This window comes from Telluria sp. LT1R51-2, from assembly GCF_059685775.1.
Window position 1 is genome coordinate 2,833,729 of sequence record NZ_JCASIM010000001.1, and the last position, 18,201, is coordinate 2,851,929.

17 protein-coding genes are annotated in these 18,201 nt (G+C 63.5%); 11 read left to right on the forward strand and 6 right to left on the reverse strand.

The window, feature by feature from the left end; all coding sequences use genetic code 11:
• The first annotated feature begins 143 nt into the window (after positions 1-143).
• Positions 144-509 carry a hypothetical protein gene (locus AC56LH_RS12465; protein WP_499646438.1) on the forward strand — a complete coding sequence of 122 codons (366 nt, stop codon included), beginning with the start codon at positions 144-146 and terminating at the stop codon, positions 507-509.
• Positions 510-603: 94 nt separating this feature from the next.
• On the opposite strand, the gene AC56LH_RS12470 is transcribed toward AC56LH_RS12465, so the two are convergent.
• A complete protein-coding gene (locus AC56LH_RS12470) occupies positions 604-1,572 on the reverse strand; it encodes an aromatic alcohol reductase (protein ID WP_499648468.1) in 969 nt (322 codons plus the stop codon).
• 182 nt (positions 1,573-1,754) lie between these two features.
• Here AC56LH_RS12470 and AC56LH_RS12475 point away from each other — a divergent pair, with 182 nt between their 5' ends.
• From AC56LH_RS12475 to AC56LH_RS12490, 4 genes are all read left to right on the forward strand, one after another.
• Complete coding sequence (locus AC56LH_RS12475) at positions 1,755-2,651, forward strand: LysR family transcriptional regulator (protein WP_499646440.1); 897 nt, start codon at positions 1,755-1,757, stop codon at positions 2,649-2,651.
• 420 nt (positions 2,652-3,071) lie between these two features.
• On the forward strand, positions 3,072-3,242 hold the full coding sequence (locus tag AC56LH_RS12480) for a hypothetical protein (RefSeq protein ID WP_499646442.1): 171 nt from the start codon (positions 3,072-3,074) through the stop codon (positions 3,240-3,242).
• A gap of 286 nt (positions 3,243-3,528) precedes the next feature.
• Positions 3,529-5,007, forward strand: a complete 1,479-nt coding sequence (locus tag AC56LH_RS12485) for a serine hydrolase domain-containing protein (RefSeq protein WP_499646444.1) — start codon at positions 3,529-3,531, stop codon at positions 5,005-5,007.
• 378 nt (positions 5,008-5,385) lie between these two features.
• The gene (locus AC56LH_RS12490; protein WP_499646446.1) at positions 5,386-5,844 is read left to right on the forward strand and encodes a hypothetical protein; all 459 of its coding nucleotides are present in this window, start codon (positions 5,386-5,388) and stop codon (positions 5,842-5,844) included.
• A 170-nt stretch (positions 5,845-6,014) separates the two neighbouring features.
• Here AC56LH_RS12490 and AC56LH_RS12495 read toward each other — a convergent pair whose 3' ends face one another.
• A complete protein-coding gene (locus tag AC56LH_RS12495) occupies positions 6,015-6,296 on the reverse strand; it encodes a DUF427 domain-containing protein (protein ID WP_499646448.1) in 282 nt (93 codons plus the stop codon).
• Between the two features lie 249 nt (positions 6,297-6,545).
• Between AC56LH_RS12495 and AC56LH_RS12500 the strand changes: the two genes are divergently transcribed.
• From AC56LH_RS12500 to AC56LH_RS12525, 6 genes are all read left to right on the forward strand, one after another.
• On the forward strand, positions 6,546-7,043 hold the full coding sequence (locus AC56LH_RS12500; protein WP_499646450.1) for a nuclear transport factor 2 family protein: 498 nt from the start codon (positions 6,546-6,548) through the stop codon (positions 7,041-7,043).
• Positions 7,044-7,081: 38 nt separating this feature from the next.
• Entirely contained in the window at positions 7,082-8,116 is a 1,035-nt protein-coding gene (locus AC56LH_RS12505) for a sensor histidine kinase (RefSeq protein WP_499646452.1), read from the forward strand.
• On the forward strand, positions 8,113-8,862 hold the full coding sequence (locus AC56LH_RS12510) for a LytR/AlgR family response regulator transcription factor (RefSeq protein ID WP_499646454.1): 750 nt from the start codon (positions 8,113-8,115) through the stop codon (positions 8,860-8,862). The genes AC56LH_RS12505 and AC56LH_RS12510 overlap by 4 nt, the downstream gene beginning before the upstream one ends.
• Positions 8,859-10,013 carry an acyltransferase family protein gene (locus AC56LH_RS12515; RefSeq protein ID WP_499646456.1) on the forward strand — a complete coding sequence of 385 codons (1,155 nt, stop codon included), beginning with the start codon at positions 8,859-8,861 and terminating at the stop codon, positions 10,011-10,013. The genes AC56LH_RS12510 and AC56LH_RS12515 overlap by 4 nt, the downstream gene beginning before the upstream one ends.
• 103 nt (positions 10,014-10,116) lie before the next feature.
• Positions 10,117-11,631, forward strand: coding sequence for an ATP-binding protein (locus AC56LH_RS12520; protein WP_499646457.1), 1,515 nt, complete (start codon positions 10,117-10,119; stop codon positions 11,629-11,631).
• Positions 11,628-12,293, forward strand: a complete 666-nt coding sequence (locus AC56LH_RS12525) for a response regulator (protein WP_499646459.1) — start codon at positions 11,628-11,630, stop codon at positions 12,291-12,293. The genes AC56LH_RS12520 and AC56LH_RS12525 overlap by 4 nt, the downstream gene beginning before the upstream one ends.
• A 3-nt stretch (positions 12,294-12,296) precedes the next feature.
• On the opposite strand, the gene AC56LH_RS12530 is transcribed toward AC56LH_RS12525, so the two are convergent.
• From AC56LH_RS12530 to AC56LH_RS12545, 4 genes are read right to left on the reverse strand one after another with little or no spacing between them, the layout of a single operon-like run.
• A complete protein-coding gene (locus tag AC56LH_RS12530; RefSeq protein WP_499646461.1) occupies positions 12,297-13,589 on the reverse strand; it encodes a sugar MFS transporter in 1,293 nt (430 codons plus the stop codon).
• A 36-nt stretch (positions 13,590-13,625) separates the two neighbouring features.
• Positions 13,626-16,049 (reverse strand): GH92 family glycosyl hydrolase, encoded by a 2,424-nt coding sequence (locus AC56LH_RS12535; RefSeq protein WP_499648470.1) that lies wholly within the window; start codon positions 16,047-16,049, stop codon positions 13,626-13,628.
• Positions 16,049-16,972, reverse strand: a complete 924-nt coding sequence (locus AC56LH_RS12540) for a carbohydrate kinase family protein (protein WP_499646463.1) — start codon at positions 16,970-16,972, stop codon at positions 16,049-16,051. Before AC56LH_RS12540 ends, AC56LH_RS12535 begins: the two co-directional genes overlap by 1 nt.
• The gene (locus AC56LH_RS12545) at positions 16,965-18,182 is read right to left on the reverse strand and encodes an AGE family epimerase/isomerase (RefSeq protein WP_499646465.1); all 1,218 of its coding nucleotides are present in this window, start codon (positions 18,180-18,182) and stop codon (positions 16,965-16,967) included. The genes AC56LH_RS12540 and AC56LH_RS12545 overlap by 8 nt, the downstream gene beginning before the upstream one ends.
• Positions 18,183-18,201: the final 19 nt, after the last annotated feature.

The following is an 18,201-nucleotide window of genomic DNA, read 5'->3' on the forward strand; positions in this document are numbered from 1 at the left end:
CAGGAAGCTGCTATCGTGCTCCGAGAGGCCGGATTCGGCCCAGAGCCCTGGTTGCTGAGCGAGGATGAGTGCGGGTGTTCGGTACGATTACTGCTGCCGGATTTAGTCAATGCGGACTTTGATGCACAGGACGACAGGACTGCGTGAAAATCGATTTCAAACATATCGCTCTATTGTCGGCATCAATCTGCGTTGCACTTGCGCTCATCTGGCTGCTCACGCCGAATCTGTTACTGTCTCTATGGGCCGTGGAGTTTTCTGAGCCAGTTGGGCTCGTCAGCAGACGCGCTTCGCCCCTGTTCGCTGGCATGGGCCTGATGTTATTCAAGTTGAGGCACGTCGGGCCGTGCCCCGCTCGCACAGCCGTATCGTCGGGCCTCATGCTCACCTGTCTCATGCTCGCCCTATTGGGCATCATTGAACTCGTTATTGGCCATGCTGGTCCGGGCATTCTGCTGGCAGTGACCGTTGAGATTGCCCTTGCTCTTGGGTTCTACCTGGCAAACTGAAGTCCAAGTTTCGCGATGGATCGACGACTGCGGGTCGGATAGGTCCAGGCAATCCGCAGGTTGTGTCCACCTTTATTGGATTGCCCAAGGTGCGCTACGCACCCCTGGCGTCATTGCTACGGCCAGAAATCAAGTTTGCATTGATCCACGATGCCACGTCGGTAACCGGAATAGCGCGCTGGGCATTGAAACTGTCGCTTTTATCCCAAGCAACACCCCTTCCCTGCGCAAAGGCGGCGCGATACTTGCGCATCATATTATGTGGGTCGCGGGCCAACTCGCCCAGCAAGTATTCTTCGCTCCATGCTGAACGGCTGAAGGGTTTGCCTAGCGCAGCTTGCAGCTTGTCGGCCACCTCCCGATACGTCACAGTGTCGCCAGCCAAATAAACGATGTCGTTGCGGATACGGGGTTGCGTGAAAACGACCTCGGCAGTCAGAACGCCAATGTCATCTGGCGTAGTCAGCGTGACAGCAGTGTCGAGGCTGCCAAGAGCGTGCACCGCATGCTCTTCAAGATCGACGACGCCGAATTCTGGCTCAAACAGGTAGCTCATGAACATACCGGTCGAGATGATCACCCACTCAGTCTGGTGCTGACCCCGCAGCAATTCGCGCACGTCCAACTGGGCGTCGAAGATGTCCTGCGGACTGCCGCGACCGATGACGTCAAAATCGACGCCGAACTGCCATGGGAAGTACCTGGGAATTCGCGCTTGCAGGGCAGCACGCGCCAATTTCATTGGCGTGTCGATACCCGCTGCATAGCCAGCACATCCTATGACTGTGTCATATTGGCCGAACACCACGGCCAGCTCGTCGATCGAGCTTTTTACAAGATCGCCGATGATGATGTCAATCCCAAGGTTTCGGATTTCGGCCACATCACGCTGCTTGTCTGGCACATTGGACGCTGCGGCGCTTGCGCGCAGCAACACGCTGATGGTCACACCATCGACGTCCTTCGCACGTTGCGCAAGACTGCGCAGTACCGGCATCCCGAGTTCCCCGGCACCGAGTACAAGAATCTTTTTAGACGTCGCGTCAGGGTCTGCCTGGTTCATCGTTAGCGGTACCGATAATTGGCGGGCTTGGTTGGCCATGTTGATTTCTCCTCTAGCGTTGATACCTGCACTATAGGGGGCGCAACGATGCGGAAAAAGTGGTCCTGAAGGTTTTCATCGTGCAGAAAATGCGAACAATGGTGGGTTATAGTGCCTTTTCCTTATAGCTATCAGGCCGACATATGGATCGCGTACAAGCAATGCAGGTGTTTGTCCGGGTCGTCGAAGGCAAGAGCTTTGTACGCGCAGCGCAGACGCTCGGCTTACCGCCATCATCCGTCACCGGCATCATCAAAAGGCTTGAAAAACATTTGCAAATTCGGCTGCTCAACCGTTCAACGAGAAACCTCAGCTTGACACCGGAAGGCGAGCAGTACTTCTACCGTTGCCGCGAGATACTCGACCTGATTGACGACACGGAGGCGAGCCTGAACGGCTCTGCCGAGCGCCCGCAAGGAAGGCTGCGGGTGGATATGCCGGGGGGCATCGCGCATGCCCTGATCCTGCCGCGTTTGGCGCAATTTGAGCAACGCTACCCGGATATCTATCTCATGATCGGTATAAATGATCGTCAGGTGGACCTGATCCAGGATGGCGTCGATTGTGTGATCCGTACCGGCAACCTCAATGACTCAACACTGGTCTCGCGCCGTTTGGGGGCGTTGCGCTGGGTCACATGCGCAGCGCCGTCCTATGTGGAAGAAAAGGGAACTCCCAAGAGGCTGCTGGATCTGCAAGCACACCAGGCTGTCCACTACTTTTCCAGCACGACGCGGCGGGGAAGTGAGCTGCATTTTGTCGAAGACGGGCATTGCGTCACCGTTCCGGTGTCCGGCAAGGTAGCAGTCAACGAGACTGGGCTTTACATCAAGCTTGGCATCGAGGGACGCGGCCTGATTCAGTTGGCTGAGATGCTCGTGGCGGAACAATTGCGGAGCGGAGAATTAGTCGAGGTGCTGGCCGACTGGCGGCCAGCACCTGTTCCTGTATCACTACTTTACCCTCATCGCCGCTTTCTCTCTCCGGCGATGCGCGCGTTTGCCGATTGGACAGCCGAACTGTTTACCACCGTCGGCTAAGGGCCGATAGCTGTCTGTCGAAACAGTCAGTGACTTTTCGAGCCAGGCAACCTGCGAAGCTAACGCGAACTGCTGACTTGGCCGAGAAGCAGCCATACAATCCACGTTATGCCTGAGATCATTCATCAGGTGGGTCCCTTTGTGAACAACTGTTCGTGTGTGAAGAGTACGAGGCGCCATGAAGACACGAGCAGGGCATCCTTCAGGTGCCCTGTGGAGACTTAGGTATTGTCCTTTGGAGCAGAGATCTGCTGCCTTTTGGGTCTGAATTAGCGGCGTGCGCTGTGGGTCGGTTCCCGTCCTTCGTGACATTCGGCGATTATTCAAGCATGACTACCTGCTATGCTAATTTCGACATCCAGCTTCGGCCAGAAGCAGGCATTGTCAATTTCGCTAACCGCTAAATTCGATGAGTCAGCTATGAAAAACACCAATATCAACGCACGCGCTGCGTTACTTGCATGTTTATGCTTCCTGTGCTGTGCCGGTCTCATGCTCTCCAACAAGCAACATGTGGCGGCGCTAGCAGTGCTCGGTGCCGCTTCAATTTGGGGTGTAGTTGCTTATAAAAAGCGAGCGTCCAAACGCTGAAGATCGGTGAGGCATTTTCGTGAGTGACCGCTGAGGATCGTGAACGGTCGTTTAAAGGCCCCGAAGATTGCTGTCGAGTTGCCATCGTTCGTAAAACAATTGTTCATGGTAGTACTGCAGGATGGTATCTGCTGGGACTCGACACACTATACCGTTCACAGGAAGGTTAGCCTTCTGCCCTTGGCGCGTCGCCATTCATTCGAGCTAAGACGCTATCCAGGCATGCGACTGGAGGCTTCATCTCATTACTGGGGAGCTCCGAAGCAAAACGCATGACGGCGTCGTAATGCTGATCGTTGTAGCGAAAGGCGAATTGCACGCGTTCACCAGCCATCATGTTGAGACCAGAATTGCATCGCGTCGCCACCGATACTCATCCTCACCAGACCGGAGTTTTATGCGTCTCATTCACCTCGCCCTCGTTTCATTGATACTGGCCAGTCCCGTCCGCGCAGATAGCCTTGATGACGCTGTGATGGCCGAAATGAAACGGCGCCACGTGCCCGGCTTGAGTGTATTGGTGCTCAAGGATGGCAAAGTCATCAAGGAAAAAAGCTATGGCACGGCCAACCTCGAGCATGGCGTTCCGGTCACACCGCAGACGGTGTTCCAGTCTGGCTCGATCGGCAAGACGTTCACTGCGGCGCTGATCCTGTTGCTCGAACAGGATGGCAAGCTGAGGCTCGACGATCCGATCTCGCGCCACTTGCCCGACACCCCGGCGGCTTGGTCATCGATAACGATTCGTCACCTGCTCAGTCACACTTCCGGGCTGGGCGACCCCTACGATGTCATTGACTTCCGCAAGGACTACACCGACGAAGAACTGATCGCGCTCGAAGCGACAGTCCCGGTGCGCTCCGCGCCGGGCGAGAAATGGGCTTACAGCAATATGGGCTTTCATCTGCTGGGCTTCATCGCCAACCGGGCCGGCGGCAAATTCTACGGCGACCAGCTGCGCGAACGTATTTTTGCACCTCTCGGCATGGGCACGCGCGCGATCAGCGAAGCCGACATCGTTCCCCACCGCGCTGCCGGCTACGAGTGGAAAAAAGACGCCTACAAGAACCAGTCCTGGGTGGCGCCAAGGCTGAATACGACGGCGGACGGCAGTCTATACCTGACCGCGCGCGACTTGGCGGCCTGGGACCAGGCCCTGTACGGCGACAAGATCCTGGATGCGCGCTTGCGCACTGCCAGCTTCACGCCGGCCAGGTTGAACGATGGGTCGGACGCCCCCTATGGATTGGGCTGGTTCGTCGATACGGTCAAAGGTCGCCGGCACATCTCCCATGGCGGTGCCTGGCAAGGGTTTCGCACGCAGCTGTGTCGCTATGTCGATGACAAGCTGACGGTGGTCGTGCTGGCCAATTCGACGACTGCGCTCCCGGCCAGGTTTGCCGACATGATCGCGGCGCACTACGTGCCCGCGTTGTTCGACGCCCCACCAAAAGCGATTGCGGACGCAAATCCTGGTCTGACGGCGCAAGTGCGCGCCTTGATGGCCAGCATTGGAGCAGGCAAGCCGCCAACCGGTCTGACCCCTGAATTGGGCGCCAGGTTCACGCCTGCCCACCTGACCTACCTGAAGGAACGCGCCGATGAAAAGGGGCCGCTTCAAACGGTCGAACTGTTGTCCAGCGAACCCAAGGAAGGGGGCCACAGCCTGCGCTACCGCTTCAGGCACGCCAACGAGACGATGTTGGTATCGGTGCTTGTCGATCAGGCCGGGCAGTTCAGCCAACTGGGTTCCTGGCCCGAGTAAGCAAGCCAGGCAACAGGCTCGCATAATGCAATGGACGTATGTGCGTCTGACGGTTTCCCGCGATGTCAGCATGACGGGGCAAAGCGAGGGGCGCCGGATGGGCGTGCCACACGCATCAGCGGCCGGTTCACGCGTTGACGGCGCAAGAGCCCGAGCGGATTCTTGCCATCACCAATTCGGTCGAATTTGAACAAATGCCGCCGAGCCAGAGAGCCTTCCAATCCAACCCTGAATTCATCGTTTTTTGAAGAACGAACGACCGGTTCGGATCAATTCCGGACTGTGGTGCCTGCTGCTCGACATTCAACGAGCAACTATCTATGCTGGCCTGAATGCAGGCTAGGCCTTTCGTGTAAGCCGTGGTGACAAGGAGTAAGCATGGGTAACGATGACATCGTACGGGCGAACTTCTGGAACGAGTCAACAGGACACTGCGATTGCTGCGGTAAGCAATCCAGGACCATCTGGGGAGATTTAGCGGATTCGTCTGGATCGAAGGCTGTCTACTTTGTGCATTGGACAATTGACGGGCCAGAGCACATGCCCATTGTCGATATGGTCATTGGGCCGTGGGGAGATGGCACATCGCCAACTGACCGCATGCTGGTCTCCCTGCTTTACCAGCCTCGACCAGGTGGTGGGGCATTTATGGTGACTAACGCCAAAGGAAGGCGTGCGGATGACCGCAGCCTCTGCAGCCGCGCACTCGATAGAGAGAACGTCGTTGGTACGCCGTTAGCGAACGAAGTATTTTCGCTGGTCGATTCGCTCTGGCTCACGGAACCACGGATAGAAGAAATTCGGGCTTTGGACAGCCTCGCAAAACCGAGCAGTTAAGCGTTCACTTCGGGTCGACAGTTGCCTGTCGAAACAGCCTGTAATCTTTTTCAGCCCGGCAACCTGATAATCTGACGCGAACGGTCGGGTTCGGCCAAAATCAGATCGACCAGACACCCGACGCCCCATACCTGAAACACCTTGCAGAACAATGCGATAAATGCACCGCGTCAGGGCTTTACACCCACACCCTTCCAGAACGCGATGTGGCCAGTAATATTTGACGCAGCGGATTTTGGTGTGGCATACACCCACGCCGCATCCTTGTTGACCTTGCCGTTTACTTCAATGTTGTAGTAGCTCGCGGTCCCCTTCCAGGGACAGTTGGTTGTCGTACTCGAGTCGCTGAAAAACTGGCGGTTTAAAGAGGCGGGGGGAAAATAATGGTTCCCTTCAACGACGACAGTATCGTTCGATTGCGCCAGCACTTCACCATTCCATATTGCTTTCATATGCACTCCGGTAGCGCTTCGGATCTGAAGCGCGGACCAGTCTACACCGGTTGCGCGAGAAAGTTGATGCGGATGTTTGTGCGATGAGCGCGCGCATTTCGAACCCATCTTGAAAGCCAGTCGTTTCTTTGAAATTCCTAATTGAGGCTCAACCCTTTCGTCGCAGGGTATGCACGGGTCGGCGCATTCCACTGGACCGCTGTGTGGCTGCTGCCTAAGGTGGAAACTTTCCAACCCCCGGGAGTTTCCATGCGCGTTCTACTGTCTTCCCTTCTTCTCGCACTTTGCCTGGCGAGTCCGGCACATGCCACCGAAGGCGCCGCCCCAGGCGCCCGAGCGGCCGACGTGGCGGCGATCCACGCGGTCGTCGATCAATTCAAGGCGGCGATCATCGCCCGTGACGGCAAGACCCTCGGCAGCCTGTTCCTGCAAGATCACGACAGCTGGCTGTCGGTGGCCGACGAGGCGGTCTGGGCCAAAGTCAAGGCGCGCAATCCGAAGGCACGCAAAGTGGTTCCTTCGAGCTGGAAAAAGTTCGCCGAGCTCGTCCAGACCTCAGACAAGCCGATCGAAGAACGTTTCTACAACGTGCGGGTCGACACCAATGGCGCCGTCGCCTCGGTGTGGTTCGATTTCGACTTTCTCGACGACGGCAAGGTGACCAACCGCGGCAGCGAGAGCTGGCAAATGGTGCGCGCGGAAGATGGCTGGAAGATCAGCTCGATGCTGTTTTCCATGGGCGACTGAGACGATAGAATAGCAACATTACAATTCGAAAAGCCGGCATGAAAGTCGAAACGCCCCTGTTCGTCCCCGTGCTGGCCGCCCTGCCGGTCGCCGCCTGCATGGCCATCCTCGGGCTGCCTGTCTTTGGCTACGAGTATGCTGCGGCTTTCCGCAGCTTGTACTTCGTTGCCTGCCTGGTGTGGTTGATTCCGCTGGCGCTGCTGCAGCGCGCCATGTGGCGCCGTGACTGGCCCTGGCTGCGCATGGCGCTGGTGCTGCTGGCCGCCAGCTACGCCATGTCTATCCTGAACGCCGTGCTGGGACAGGGCCTGGGCATCTGGCTCGGGCTGCAAAAGCACTACCGCTGGAATGAACTGGCTGAGGGTCTGGACGGCTGCTGGCTGGCCCTGATCGCGTTCTGCGCCGTGCATGCAGTGGCGGCCTACTACCTGTCGCTGCAACAAGTGCGCCTGCATCTGGCAGAGGCGCAGGCCGCAGCGCGCGACGCCCAGCTGCGCGCGCTGCGCCTGCAGGTCAACCCCCATTTCCTGTTCAACTCCCTGAACGCGATTTCCGCGCTCGTGTCGGCCCAGTCCAACCGCGAAGCCAACCGCATGCTCGGCTGCGTGGCCGACTTTCTGCGCGCCACGCTTGCGCACGACGGCCGCCACGAGCATTCTCTCGCGGAAGAACTGGCCCTGCTCGACGCCTATCTCAAGATCGAACAGGCACGCCTGGGCGAGCGCCTGTGCTTGAGCATGAAAGCCGGTCCGGACCTGCTCGACAACGTCATGCCCTACCTGATGCTGCAGCCCCTGGTCGAGAACGCGATCCGTCACGGCATCGCGCCGCTGTCGGTTCCCGGGCGGCTCGACATCCGTCTTCAGCATGTCGGCGGGCGCCTGCTGGTCGAGGTGCGCAACGACGGTCAGCAGCCGGCGCAGCCGGGCTGCGGTATCGGCTTGGCCAACGTGAGGGAACGCTTGCGCCACCTGTACGGCGACGAGCAGGAAGTAGAGGCTGGATGGGGACAGGACGGCCGCTTCGGCGTGCGTATCGCCTTGCCGCTACGCAGCATGGAGACGGCAGCATGAACATGCGGGTCGTCATTGTCGACGACGAACCGCTGGCCAGGCTGGCGGTCAAGCTCAGGCTCGCGCGGCGCAGCGGCTTCGCGCTCGTCGGTGAGTTCGGTGACGGCGACAGCGCCCATGCCGGCATCCTGGCGCTGCGGCCCGACCTGGTATTCATCGATGTCGAGATGCCAGGCAAGACAGGGCTCGAGGTGCTGGCCGCGCTGCCGCCGGCACAGCGGCCGATGGCGATCCTGCTGACCGCCTACGACAGCTTCGCCCTGCAGGCGTTCGATCTGGCCGCCCTGGATTACCTGCTCAAGCCGGTCGATGACGAACGCCTGGATGAAGCCCTGGACCGCGCGCAGCAGGCCTTTCCTTATCGCGCCCATGGCCGTACGTTGCCACCAGCCGCGCCGGCGCTGCGCAGCTTTACCGTGCGTGTCGGCGCGCGCACGGTGCTGGTGCCGGTGGCGCAGGTCGAGCGCATCGAGGCCGACGGTGACTACGCCACCCTGCACGCGAACGGCAAGACCTGGCTGGTTCGCGAGCGCCTGCACAACCTGGCCATGCAGCTCGATGCGCGCCAGTTCCACCGTGTGCACCGCTCGACCATCGTGCGGCTGGACATGATCGCCGAGCTGCGCTCGCTGACCAACCGCGACGCCCTGCTGCGCCTGCATGACGGCAGCGTGCTGCGCGCCAGCCGCACCTATATGCCCGCCCTGGCGGAAGCGCTACAACACCTCGACAAGACATCCGCATGATGCAGCTTCAATCCCCTTCCGCCCGGTTCGCCGGGCTGGACACCCTGCGCGCGCTTGCCATCGCGCTGGTCCTGATGTCGCACTACCAGGGCTTCGTCAGCCACGCGCCGACCTTCGGCTTCATGGGGAAAATCGGTTGGGCCGGCGTCGACCTGTTTTTCGTGCTGAGCGGTTACCTGATCGGCAATCAGCTGCTGGCGCCGGCCGCACGTGGCGACCACCTGGACCTGACAACCTTCTTCGCACGCCGCTTGCTGCGCACACTGCCGAATTACTACGCGGTGCTGGCCGTGTACCTGCTGCTGCCGGATAGTCCCATCGCCGGCAAGAGCATGGCGCCGGTCTGGCAGTTCCTCACCTTCACCCAGAACTTCGGTTTGAACTACGGGGAAACCTTCACGCACTCGTGGTCACTGTGCATCGAAGAGCAGTTCTACCTGGTGTTCCCGCTGGCAGTGCTGATACTGGTCGGCAGCGGGCGCTCGCCGCGCCTGCTCTGGTGCGCCCTGCTTGCCGCCATCTGCACCGGCATGACGGTGCGCGGCACGGCGTTCCTGGATGGGATGGATGCCTTTGCGGCACCGGTGTACTACTCGAGCTTTTCCCGCTTCGACGAATTGCTGCCCGGTGTCGCCATCGCGATGCTGAAGAATTTCCATCCGGCGGCCTTTGCACGCATCCTGCGCCACGGGAATGCGCTCCTGGTAGCGGGCCTGGCGATGTCGGCAGCTGTGCTGTACGGAATAACGAACGACGTGCCGACGGCTTTCGCGGCATCCACCTTCGGGTTTTCACTGGTCGCCGCCAGCTTCGCGCTGCTGACCTGTTCAGCGCTCAGCCCCGGCTCGATCCTGAACCGGGCGCGCATTCCCGGCGCGGCCAGCCTGGCCCTGTGGTCCTACGCCATCTACCTGATGCACAAGCCGGTGTTCATGGCCTTGCGGCCGGAATTGATCAGCAGGCGCATCGATCCCGGCGCACCCTTGACCATTGCAGCGGTCATGGCGGCCGGCATCCTGGGCGGCTGGGTGCTGTACCGCGTGATTGAGACGCCGTTCATGCAACTGCGGGCGCGCTGGTATCCGGCTGGCACATCAACAACGCATCATACGGGCGCGGCGATGCCCGCTGGTCATTCGATCAGGGGCTAGTCCAGAAAGGCTGACAGTCGCCGCCAAACCTCATGCGCACTCAACATGCCGCGTCGCGATGCTGATGGCTTACCATGCACCATTACCACTTCCTTGCCCGCCCGTGAAAATCGCCATCGGCCACCGCCTCTTTGCCTCCGTGCTCCTTGCCATGCTGACGGTGGCCGCCGCCGCCGTACTGCTGCTGCGCCAGAATGTGCTGGGCAGTTTCGGCGACTACGCGGTGGCGATCGAACTGGATCGCCTCGATGAACTCTCCGGCGCGGTAGCGCGCCAGTACAGCCAGCATGGCGACTGGACATTCCTGCCGCTTGGCGACGACCGGCGCGACTGGATCGGCGGCGAATTGACGCGCCTGCAGTCCGTACGCGGGAAGCCGGCGCCGCCGGTCGGGCCGGTCAGGCCAGTGCCGCCAGTGGACCCCGCAGCGCCTGCGGCACCCGCCGCTCCCCTGCACACGCGAGCCGGCCCGCCCATGCCACCGCTACCGCCGCCTCCACCCGCCCCACCCGGCGTGATCGCCGACCTGCACACACGCATCACGCTGCTCGATGCGAATGGCGGCTATCTCGCCGGCCGCCCGCCGGGCAACCTGCCACTGGCCCGGCGCGCGATCACCGTCGATGACCGCACGATCGGCTATCTCGGCGTTGCGCGCAGCGCGCGGCCCAGCGACGCGATGGCGTTCGCGTTTCTCGACCAGTTGCAGCGCAGCCTGTGGCTGATCGGCGGGCTGGCCCTTGTACTCAGTGCGCTGGCCGCGATCGGCCTGGCGCGCCACTTCCGACGCCCGATCGACCGCCTCGCACGCGGCGCTGGCGCGCTGGCGGCCGGTGACTACGCCGTGCGCCTGCCGGTCCAGCGCAGCGACGAGCTGGGTGACCTGGCGCGCCACTTCAATGTGCTGGCCGAGCGGCTCGATCAGGCCGAAGCGGCGCGCCGTCAATGGGTGGCTGATACGTCGCACGAGCTGCGCACGCCGCTGGCCGTGCTGCGCGCACAGTTAGAGGCGATCCAGGATGGCGTGCGCCAGGCCACACCAGCCACTGTCGATGCGATGGTGCTGCAGGTACACGCGCTGACGAAGCTGATCGACGAGCTGTATGCGCTGGCGCGGGCCGATGTCGGCGAGCTGGCGTGCCAGCGCGTGCCGCTCGATCTGTGGCAACTGGCGGCCGCCGAAGCGCAGGCATTCAGCGCGCGCTTCCAGGCGGCCGGCCTGGCGTTCGAGACCGCCCCGGCGCCGGCACAATCACAGGTGCTGGGCGACCCGGACCGCCTGCGCCAGGTGCTGGCCAACCTGTTCGAAAACAGTCTGCGCTACACGACGCCCGGCGGCGCCGTGCGGCTAAGCGCGCAGGTGCATGATGGCCAGTTGCACCTGACGCTCGATGACAGCGCGCCGGGCGTGCCTGATGCGGCACTGGCACGACTGGCCGAGCGCTTCTACCGCGTCGATGCATCGCGCAGCCGCGCGCACGGCGGCGCCGGCCTGGGTCTGGCCTTGAGCCGGCGCCTGCTCGCCGCGCAGGGCGGCGCGCTGTCGTTTGCCCATTCGCCACTGGGCGGCCTGCGCGTGACCGTGTCGCTGCCGCTGCTTGAAAAGGACACGCCATGAACAGCACCATCATGATCGTCGAGGACGAACCGGAGCTGGCCGCCGTGATCGCCGACTACGCACGCGCGGCTGGCTATCTCCCGACCGTGCATGGCGACGGCGCGCAAGCCCTGGCCGCGATCCGCACGGCGCCACCGGATCTGATCGTGCTCGACCTGATGCTGCCTGGCCTGGATGGTCTGGCGCTGTGCCGCGCGGTGCGCGCATTTTCGGAGGTGCCGATCGTGATGGTGACAGCGCGCGTCGAAGAAATCGACCGCTTGCTGGGACTGGAACTGGGCGCCGACGACTACCTGTGCAAGCCGTTCAGCCCGCGCGAACTGATGGCGCGCATCAAGGCGATCCTGCGCCGCGCCGGAAGCGGCGACGTCGCGCCGGCGCCGCTGCTGCTCGACGAGGCCGCGCGCAGCGTCAAGGTCAACGGCCGCTCCCTCGACCTGACGCCAAGCGAGTACGCGATCCTGGCCGCGCTGGCACGCCGGCCAGGCCAGGTGCTGTCGCGCGCCCAGTTGCTCGACGCGGCCCGCGCCGACAATCTCGACGCCACCGACCGGGCCATCGACAGCCACGTCAAGAACCTGCGGCGCAAGATTGACGGGGCGGCCCCGGGGCTGGAGCCGATCCGCTCGATCTACGGCCTCGGCTACCGCTACGACGCGTGAAGCTTACTTCGGCGCGTACATCGACGCGTAGCGGGCGCCGAAGTACAGGATGAACGCATAGCATGCGGCCGGCAGCAGGAACGAGATCTGCACGCCCAGCGAATCGGCCAGCGCGCCCTGCGCAAACGGCACCAGCGCACCGCCGACGATGGCCATGCACAGGATGCCGGAACCCTGGCCCGTGTGCTTGCCCAGGCCGTGCAGCGCCATGCTGAAGATCGTCGGGAACATGATCGAGTTGCACAGGCCAACCGCCAGGATCGCCCACATTGCGATGTCGCCCTGCGCGAACGTGCCAACCAAGACCAGCACGATTGCCGCCACCGAATTGAACGCCAGCGTCTTGCCGGGGCTGACCACGCGCATCACGGCAAAGCCGATGAAGCGCCCCACCATCGCGCCGCCCCAGTAGATGCTGACGTAATGGGCAGCGTCGGCGTGTGCCAGGCCAGCGATCTGCGGCTCGCCGATGAAGTTGATCAGGAAGCTGCCGATGCTTACTTCCGCGCCCACGTACAGGAAAATGCCGATGGCACCCAGCACCAGGTGGCGATGCGCCAGCACCGAGCCGGCGGCACCTGCCACCGGCGTGCCATCGTCCTCTGCCGCGACAATCTTCGGCAGCTTCGCCATCAGGAACAGCACGGCCAGCACGACCAGCAGGCCGGCCAGCATCAGGTACGGCCCGCGTACGCTGGCGGCTTCCGCAGCCGCATTTGCAACAACATCGCTGCCCGCCACGGCGGCAGCACCGGCCGCCGACAGAATCAACACCCCGCCCACGGCCGGCCCGATTGTCGTGCCCAGCGAATTGAATGCCTGCGTCAGCGTCAGGCGGCTCGACGCGGTGCGCGCCGGGCCCAGTACGGCCACATACGGATTGGCCGCAACCTGCAGCACCGTGATGCCCGAGGCCAGTACGAACAGCGCCAGCAGGAACATGCCGTAGCCACCGGAAGCGGCCGGATAGAACAGCGTGCAGCCGCCAGCGGCCACCAAGAGGCCCGTGACGGCGCCCTTCTGGTAGCCGATGCGGCGAATCAGCGCGCCGGCCGGCAGCGACACGATCGCATATGCGCCGAAGAAGCAGAACTGCACCAGCATCGCCTGCACATACGTCAGCGTGTACACCGCCTTCAGGTGCGGAATGAGCACGTCGTTGAGCGACGTGATCAGGCCCCACATGAAGAACAGGATGGTGACGATGACGAGCGCCCCCGTGTTACTGCCTTGTTGCGTCCCGGGGGGACCGTCCTGCCGCGCGACCGGTGCCGCGCCCGTTGCCATATTGGCCATGCTGTCTCCTGATGATTGTTATTGTGCTCGGGGTGCTTAACGGGCCATGCCGGCGGGCGGACGTGGCAGGTCGCGGGCACGGGTGCCCCAGCCCTGCGCATCCGGCTGCGGCGCGAGCTGGTACTTCAACGCGCCGCCCGACTGCAGTTGCTCCCAGTCGAGCCAGACGCGTTCGACCGCGCGGCCGCCGTAGTTGACCGACTTGACGAAACCGCGCTGGCCCGGCTTGGCGCCAGCAGCGTCGATGCGCAGCGTGCGGCCCTGCGCCAGGTCGATCTCGGCGCCGGCAAAGCGCGGCGCGTGCAGCAGGAAGCGGCCGCTGCCCGGCATGTCCGGATAGATGCCCAGTGCGCTGAACAGGTACCAGGCCGACATCGTGCCCAGGTCATCGTTGCCCGTCACGCCGCCCGGACCATTGGTGAACAGCGTTTCGGCGGCGCGCAGCACGGTGGTCGTCTTCCACGGCTGGCCCATCAGCGTGTACATCCACGGTGCGTGCAGGTCCGGCTCGTTGTTCGGGTTGTAGCGGAACTGGGCGTAGTAGCTGTACGGCCCCACCACCCACGACTTGCGCACGGCGTTCGGGTCGGCCAGCACGGCCGGATAGTCGAAGAACTGGTCAAGCCGGCCCAGCGCCCCTGCCTGCCCGCCCATCGCTGCCGCCAGACCCGGCACGTCCTGCGGCGCCAGCCACTGGTACTGCCACGCCGTGCCTTCATGAAAGCCATGGTCGCCGCGCGGGTCGAACCCGCTGCCGACATCGGCGAACCAGCTGCCGTCGATCAGGCGTGGCCGTGGGAAGCCGCGCTGGCCGGTCGGTTCGTCGACCGCGTTCGCGTCCCAGATCGTTTTCCAGTTCAGCGCGCGCTGCGCCAGCACACGGGCATCGTCCTCGTGGCCAAGCGCCTTGGCCATCTCGGCCAGCGCGCCGTCGGCCAGCGCGTATTCGAGCGTCGCCGAGGCGCCGTGGTGCGGGTCGGTGTCCATCCCTTTCGAGACAAAACTGCGGTCGTACTGCACGAAGCCCTGCTTCATGTAGTTCGGGTTGCCCGAGCGGCCTTGTGGACGGATGCCGTGGGCCGGTACGCCGAACGCGTTTTCGCGCAGCGCCGTGTAGGCCTGGGCTTCGCGGCCCTTCAGCGCGCCGAAGCGCCACAGATCGACCAGGAACGGCGTGACCGGATCGCCCGTCATGATATTGGTCTCGAAATTGGCGTAGCCCCAACGTGGCAGCCAGCCGCCCTGGTCGCGGATCGCCAGCACCGAGGTCGCGATATCGCGCGCGCGCTCGGGGCGGATCAGCGCCAGCAACTGGTTCTGCGCGCGGTAGGTGTCCCACAGCGAGAAGAATTCGTAGTAGGTCCAGTCTTTCGCGGTATGGATCGCATCGTCGTAGCCGCGATAGCGCCCATCGGCGTCGTTACCGGTCAGTGGCTGCAGCAGCGCGTGGTACAGCGCCGTGTAGAACACGGTGCGGTCATCCTTGCTGCCTCCCTTGATGCGCACGCTCTTGAGTTCACGCTGCCAGGTGGCCTGCGCTTTCGTCTTCATGGCATCAAAAGTCAGGGCTTTGTCGCCCGTCTTGCCGTCGGCGGCGAGGTTGATGCGCGCGCCTTCGGCATCCACGTGCGAGATCGCGCTGACGGCGGTCACGGCCTGGCCGTTTTTCAGGTCGAAGGTCAGCCAGACGCCATGCGGCTTGGCCTCGCCCTGCTGGCTTGGGCCGGCAGCGCCAGGCCAGCCGCCACGATCATCCCAGACGCCCTTGGCGGCAATCGGCTGATCGAACTCCATGCGGAACCAGGTCGTGTACTTGGCGCCGCCGCAGAAACTGCGGGTGACGATCTTGCCTTCGACGGCGCGCTCGCCGACGACCTGCACTTCGCTGCCGATGACGCCATGGCGCTCGTTGGCCTGGGCGACGTTGAGCAGCACGTGGCCGGTCTTGGTGCCCGGCGCATAAGTATAGCGTTCGGCGGCGGCGCGGGTCAGCGCGGTCGCTTCGGCCGTGATGCCGCCGTAGCTGGTCAGCTTGACCTTGTAGTAGCCGGCCTGGCCCACTTCGCCGTCATGCGTGTAGTCAGCAGCGTAGCGCTTGTGGTCGAACGTGCCTTTCTTGGCGGTGTCGAAATCGCCGCCCGGGCCGATGGTGCCGGTAACCGGCAGCACCGACAGCTGCCCGCCCTGCTCCCAGCAACCGGCGCCGGACAGGAACGAGTGGCCAAAACCCCGGATCCGCTTGTCGCTGTAGCGGTAGCCGGCGTAGTGGTCGGCGATCGGGCTGACCTGGATCATGCCGAACGGTGCGGAGGCGCCGGGGAAGGTATTGCCTTCATCCTGGGTGCCGATGAAGGTGTTGACCGGCATGCTGTCGGCCGCCAGCGCGACCTGTGCGCCCAGGGGCAGCAGGCAGGCCAGCACCAGCGTAGGGACACTGAAACGGGTACGGAAATGCGGCATCACGATGCTTCTCCTTCGAGCAGTTCGAACAGTTGGTGCATGGCCGCCGGTGGCGGTGGGGTGGCGCCGGCCTGCAGGCAGGCGGCGGAGCCGGCCGCCAGTGCGGCGTGCAGGTGCGCCTGCAAGGCGCGCTGCGGATGGCGTGCAAGGCTGTGCAAGAGGCCAGCGGCGCTGGCGTCGCCCGCGCCCACCGTGTCCACGACCGCCACCTTCGGCGCCAGCGCGTGGCAGCGCTCATCGCCATGGAACAGGCTCGCACCCTGGCCGCCGCGCGTGAGCAGGCAATAAGCAGCCGGGTTGAACGCGCGCAGGCGCGCCAGGGCGTCGTCCAGCCCCAGGCCAGGGAACAGGCCGCGCAGGTCGTCGTCCGACACCTTGATCAGGTCGGCCAGCGAGGCCATCGCTTCGAGCGTCGGCGTGTAGCGCGCATCCATCAGGTTGCGGTAGTTCGGATCAAAACTGATCGACACGCCCCGTTCCTTCAGCGTGCGCGCCAGCGCCACCAGCGTGGCGGCCAGCGGCTCGCGCGCCAGGCTGATGCCGCCGAAGTGCGCCCAGCACAGACCGTCGAAGGCGCCGGCCGGCAGTGCCGATGGATCGAAATGCAGGTCGGCGCTGTCGTCGCCGATGAAGAAGTAGCGCGGCGGCTCGCCGCCCTCGACCACGGCCAGCAGCGGCGCGCGGTCCACGCGCTGCAGCAGGCGCAGGTCCAGGCCCGCCGCTTCGCTGGCGGTCCACAGCGCGTCGCCAAAACGGTCGCGGCTGATCGCGCCGGCAAACGCCGTCGGCTCGCCCAGCACCGCCAGCGCGCGCGCCACGTTCCAGGTCGAGCCGCCCACGCGGCTGACCCAGCGCTCGTCGCCCTGGTGGATCATGTCGGTCAGCGCTTCGCCAGCGCACAGCATGAACGGCGCATCAACCATGGCGGGGTCCTTTCATCGCGGCGACGATGTCGTAGACCGCGCCCATCGTGTGGTAATCGACCTTGCCGGCCGGGCTTTTCTCGTCACTGAGCTTGCGGTTCTCGCGGTCGAGGATGCGGTACCAGGCGCCGTGCTCGTGGTCGACGAAGTGGCTCCAGCTGTATTGCCAGAGGCGTTCGTACCAGGTCCAGTAGGCGTCGTTGCCGGTGCGCGTGGCCAGGAGCGCAGCTGCGGCGGCGCTTTCGGCCTGCACCCAGAAGTACTTGTGGCTGTCGCAGACGGTCAGGTCGGGCGCGAGCGAATAGGCGACGCCGCCGAACTCGTTGTCCCAACCCTTCTCCACCGCCACCTTGAACAGGCGCTCGGCGGTTGGCAGCAGCCAGCTCAGGTCACCGGTCAGAACACCCGGGGCGCGTGCTTCGAGCTGCACCAGCAGCTTGGCCCATTCGGTGAAGTGGCCCGGCTGGTAGCCCCACGGGCGGAACAGGTTTTCCGGGTCGTCGATGTTGAACTTCCAGTCCGGCTGCCACTGTTCGTCGTAGTGTTCCCAGATCAGGCCACCGCAGCGCGCGGCCTGGCGCTGCGTGATGTTGCTGGCCACCAGATAGGCGCGCTCGAGGTAGCGCGCTTCGCCGGTGGCCTGATGCGCTGCCAGCAGCGCTTCGACCGCATGCATGTTCGCGTTCTGGCCGCGGTACGTCGACAGCGTGCGCCAGTCGTGGCTCGCCTCGTCGGCGTACAGGCCATCGGCCGCGCTCCAGAAGCGCGCTTCCATCAGGTCGAACGTCTCGCCGATCCAGGCGCGCGTCTCGTCCAGCCCCGCCATCGTCGCGTGCGAATACGCCAGCAGCACAAAGGCCTGACCGTAGGCATGCTGGGTGCCGTCTTCGACATCGCGCCCGTCGAGCATCCAGGCGTAGCCGCTGCCGTCCGGTGCACGGTGCGCGTCGCGCAGGAAGCGCACCGCGTGCTGCAGGCCGTCCAGGTAAGCCGCGTCGCCAAACTGACGGTACGCCATCGCGTAGGTGAACACGAAGCGCGTGCTGCTTACCAGATGGCGGTGGCGCGGGTCGTAGACGGCGCCGTCATCCTTGAAATAATGGAACATGCCGCCGGCGGGATCGATCGCGCGCGGGTGGTAAAAGCGCATCGTGTGGCGCGCGTGGTCGAGCAGCTGGTCCGGGCTGCGAAAGTTCGGGAACGTGGTCATGGTGGGGAATGGTGGTTGT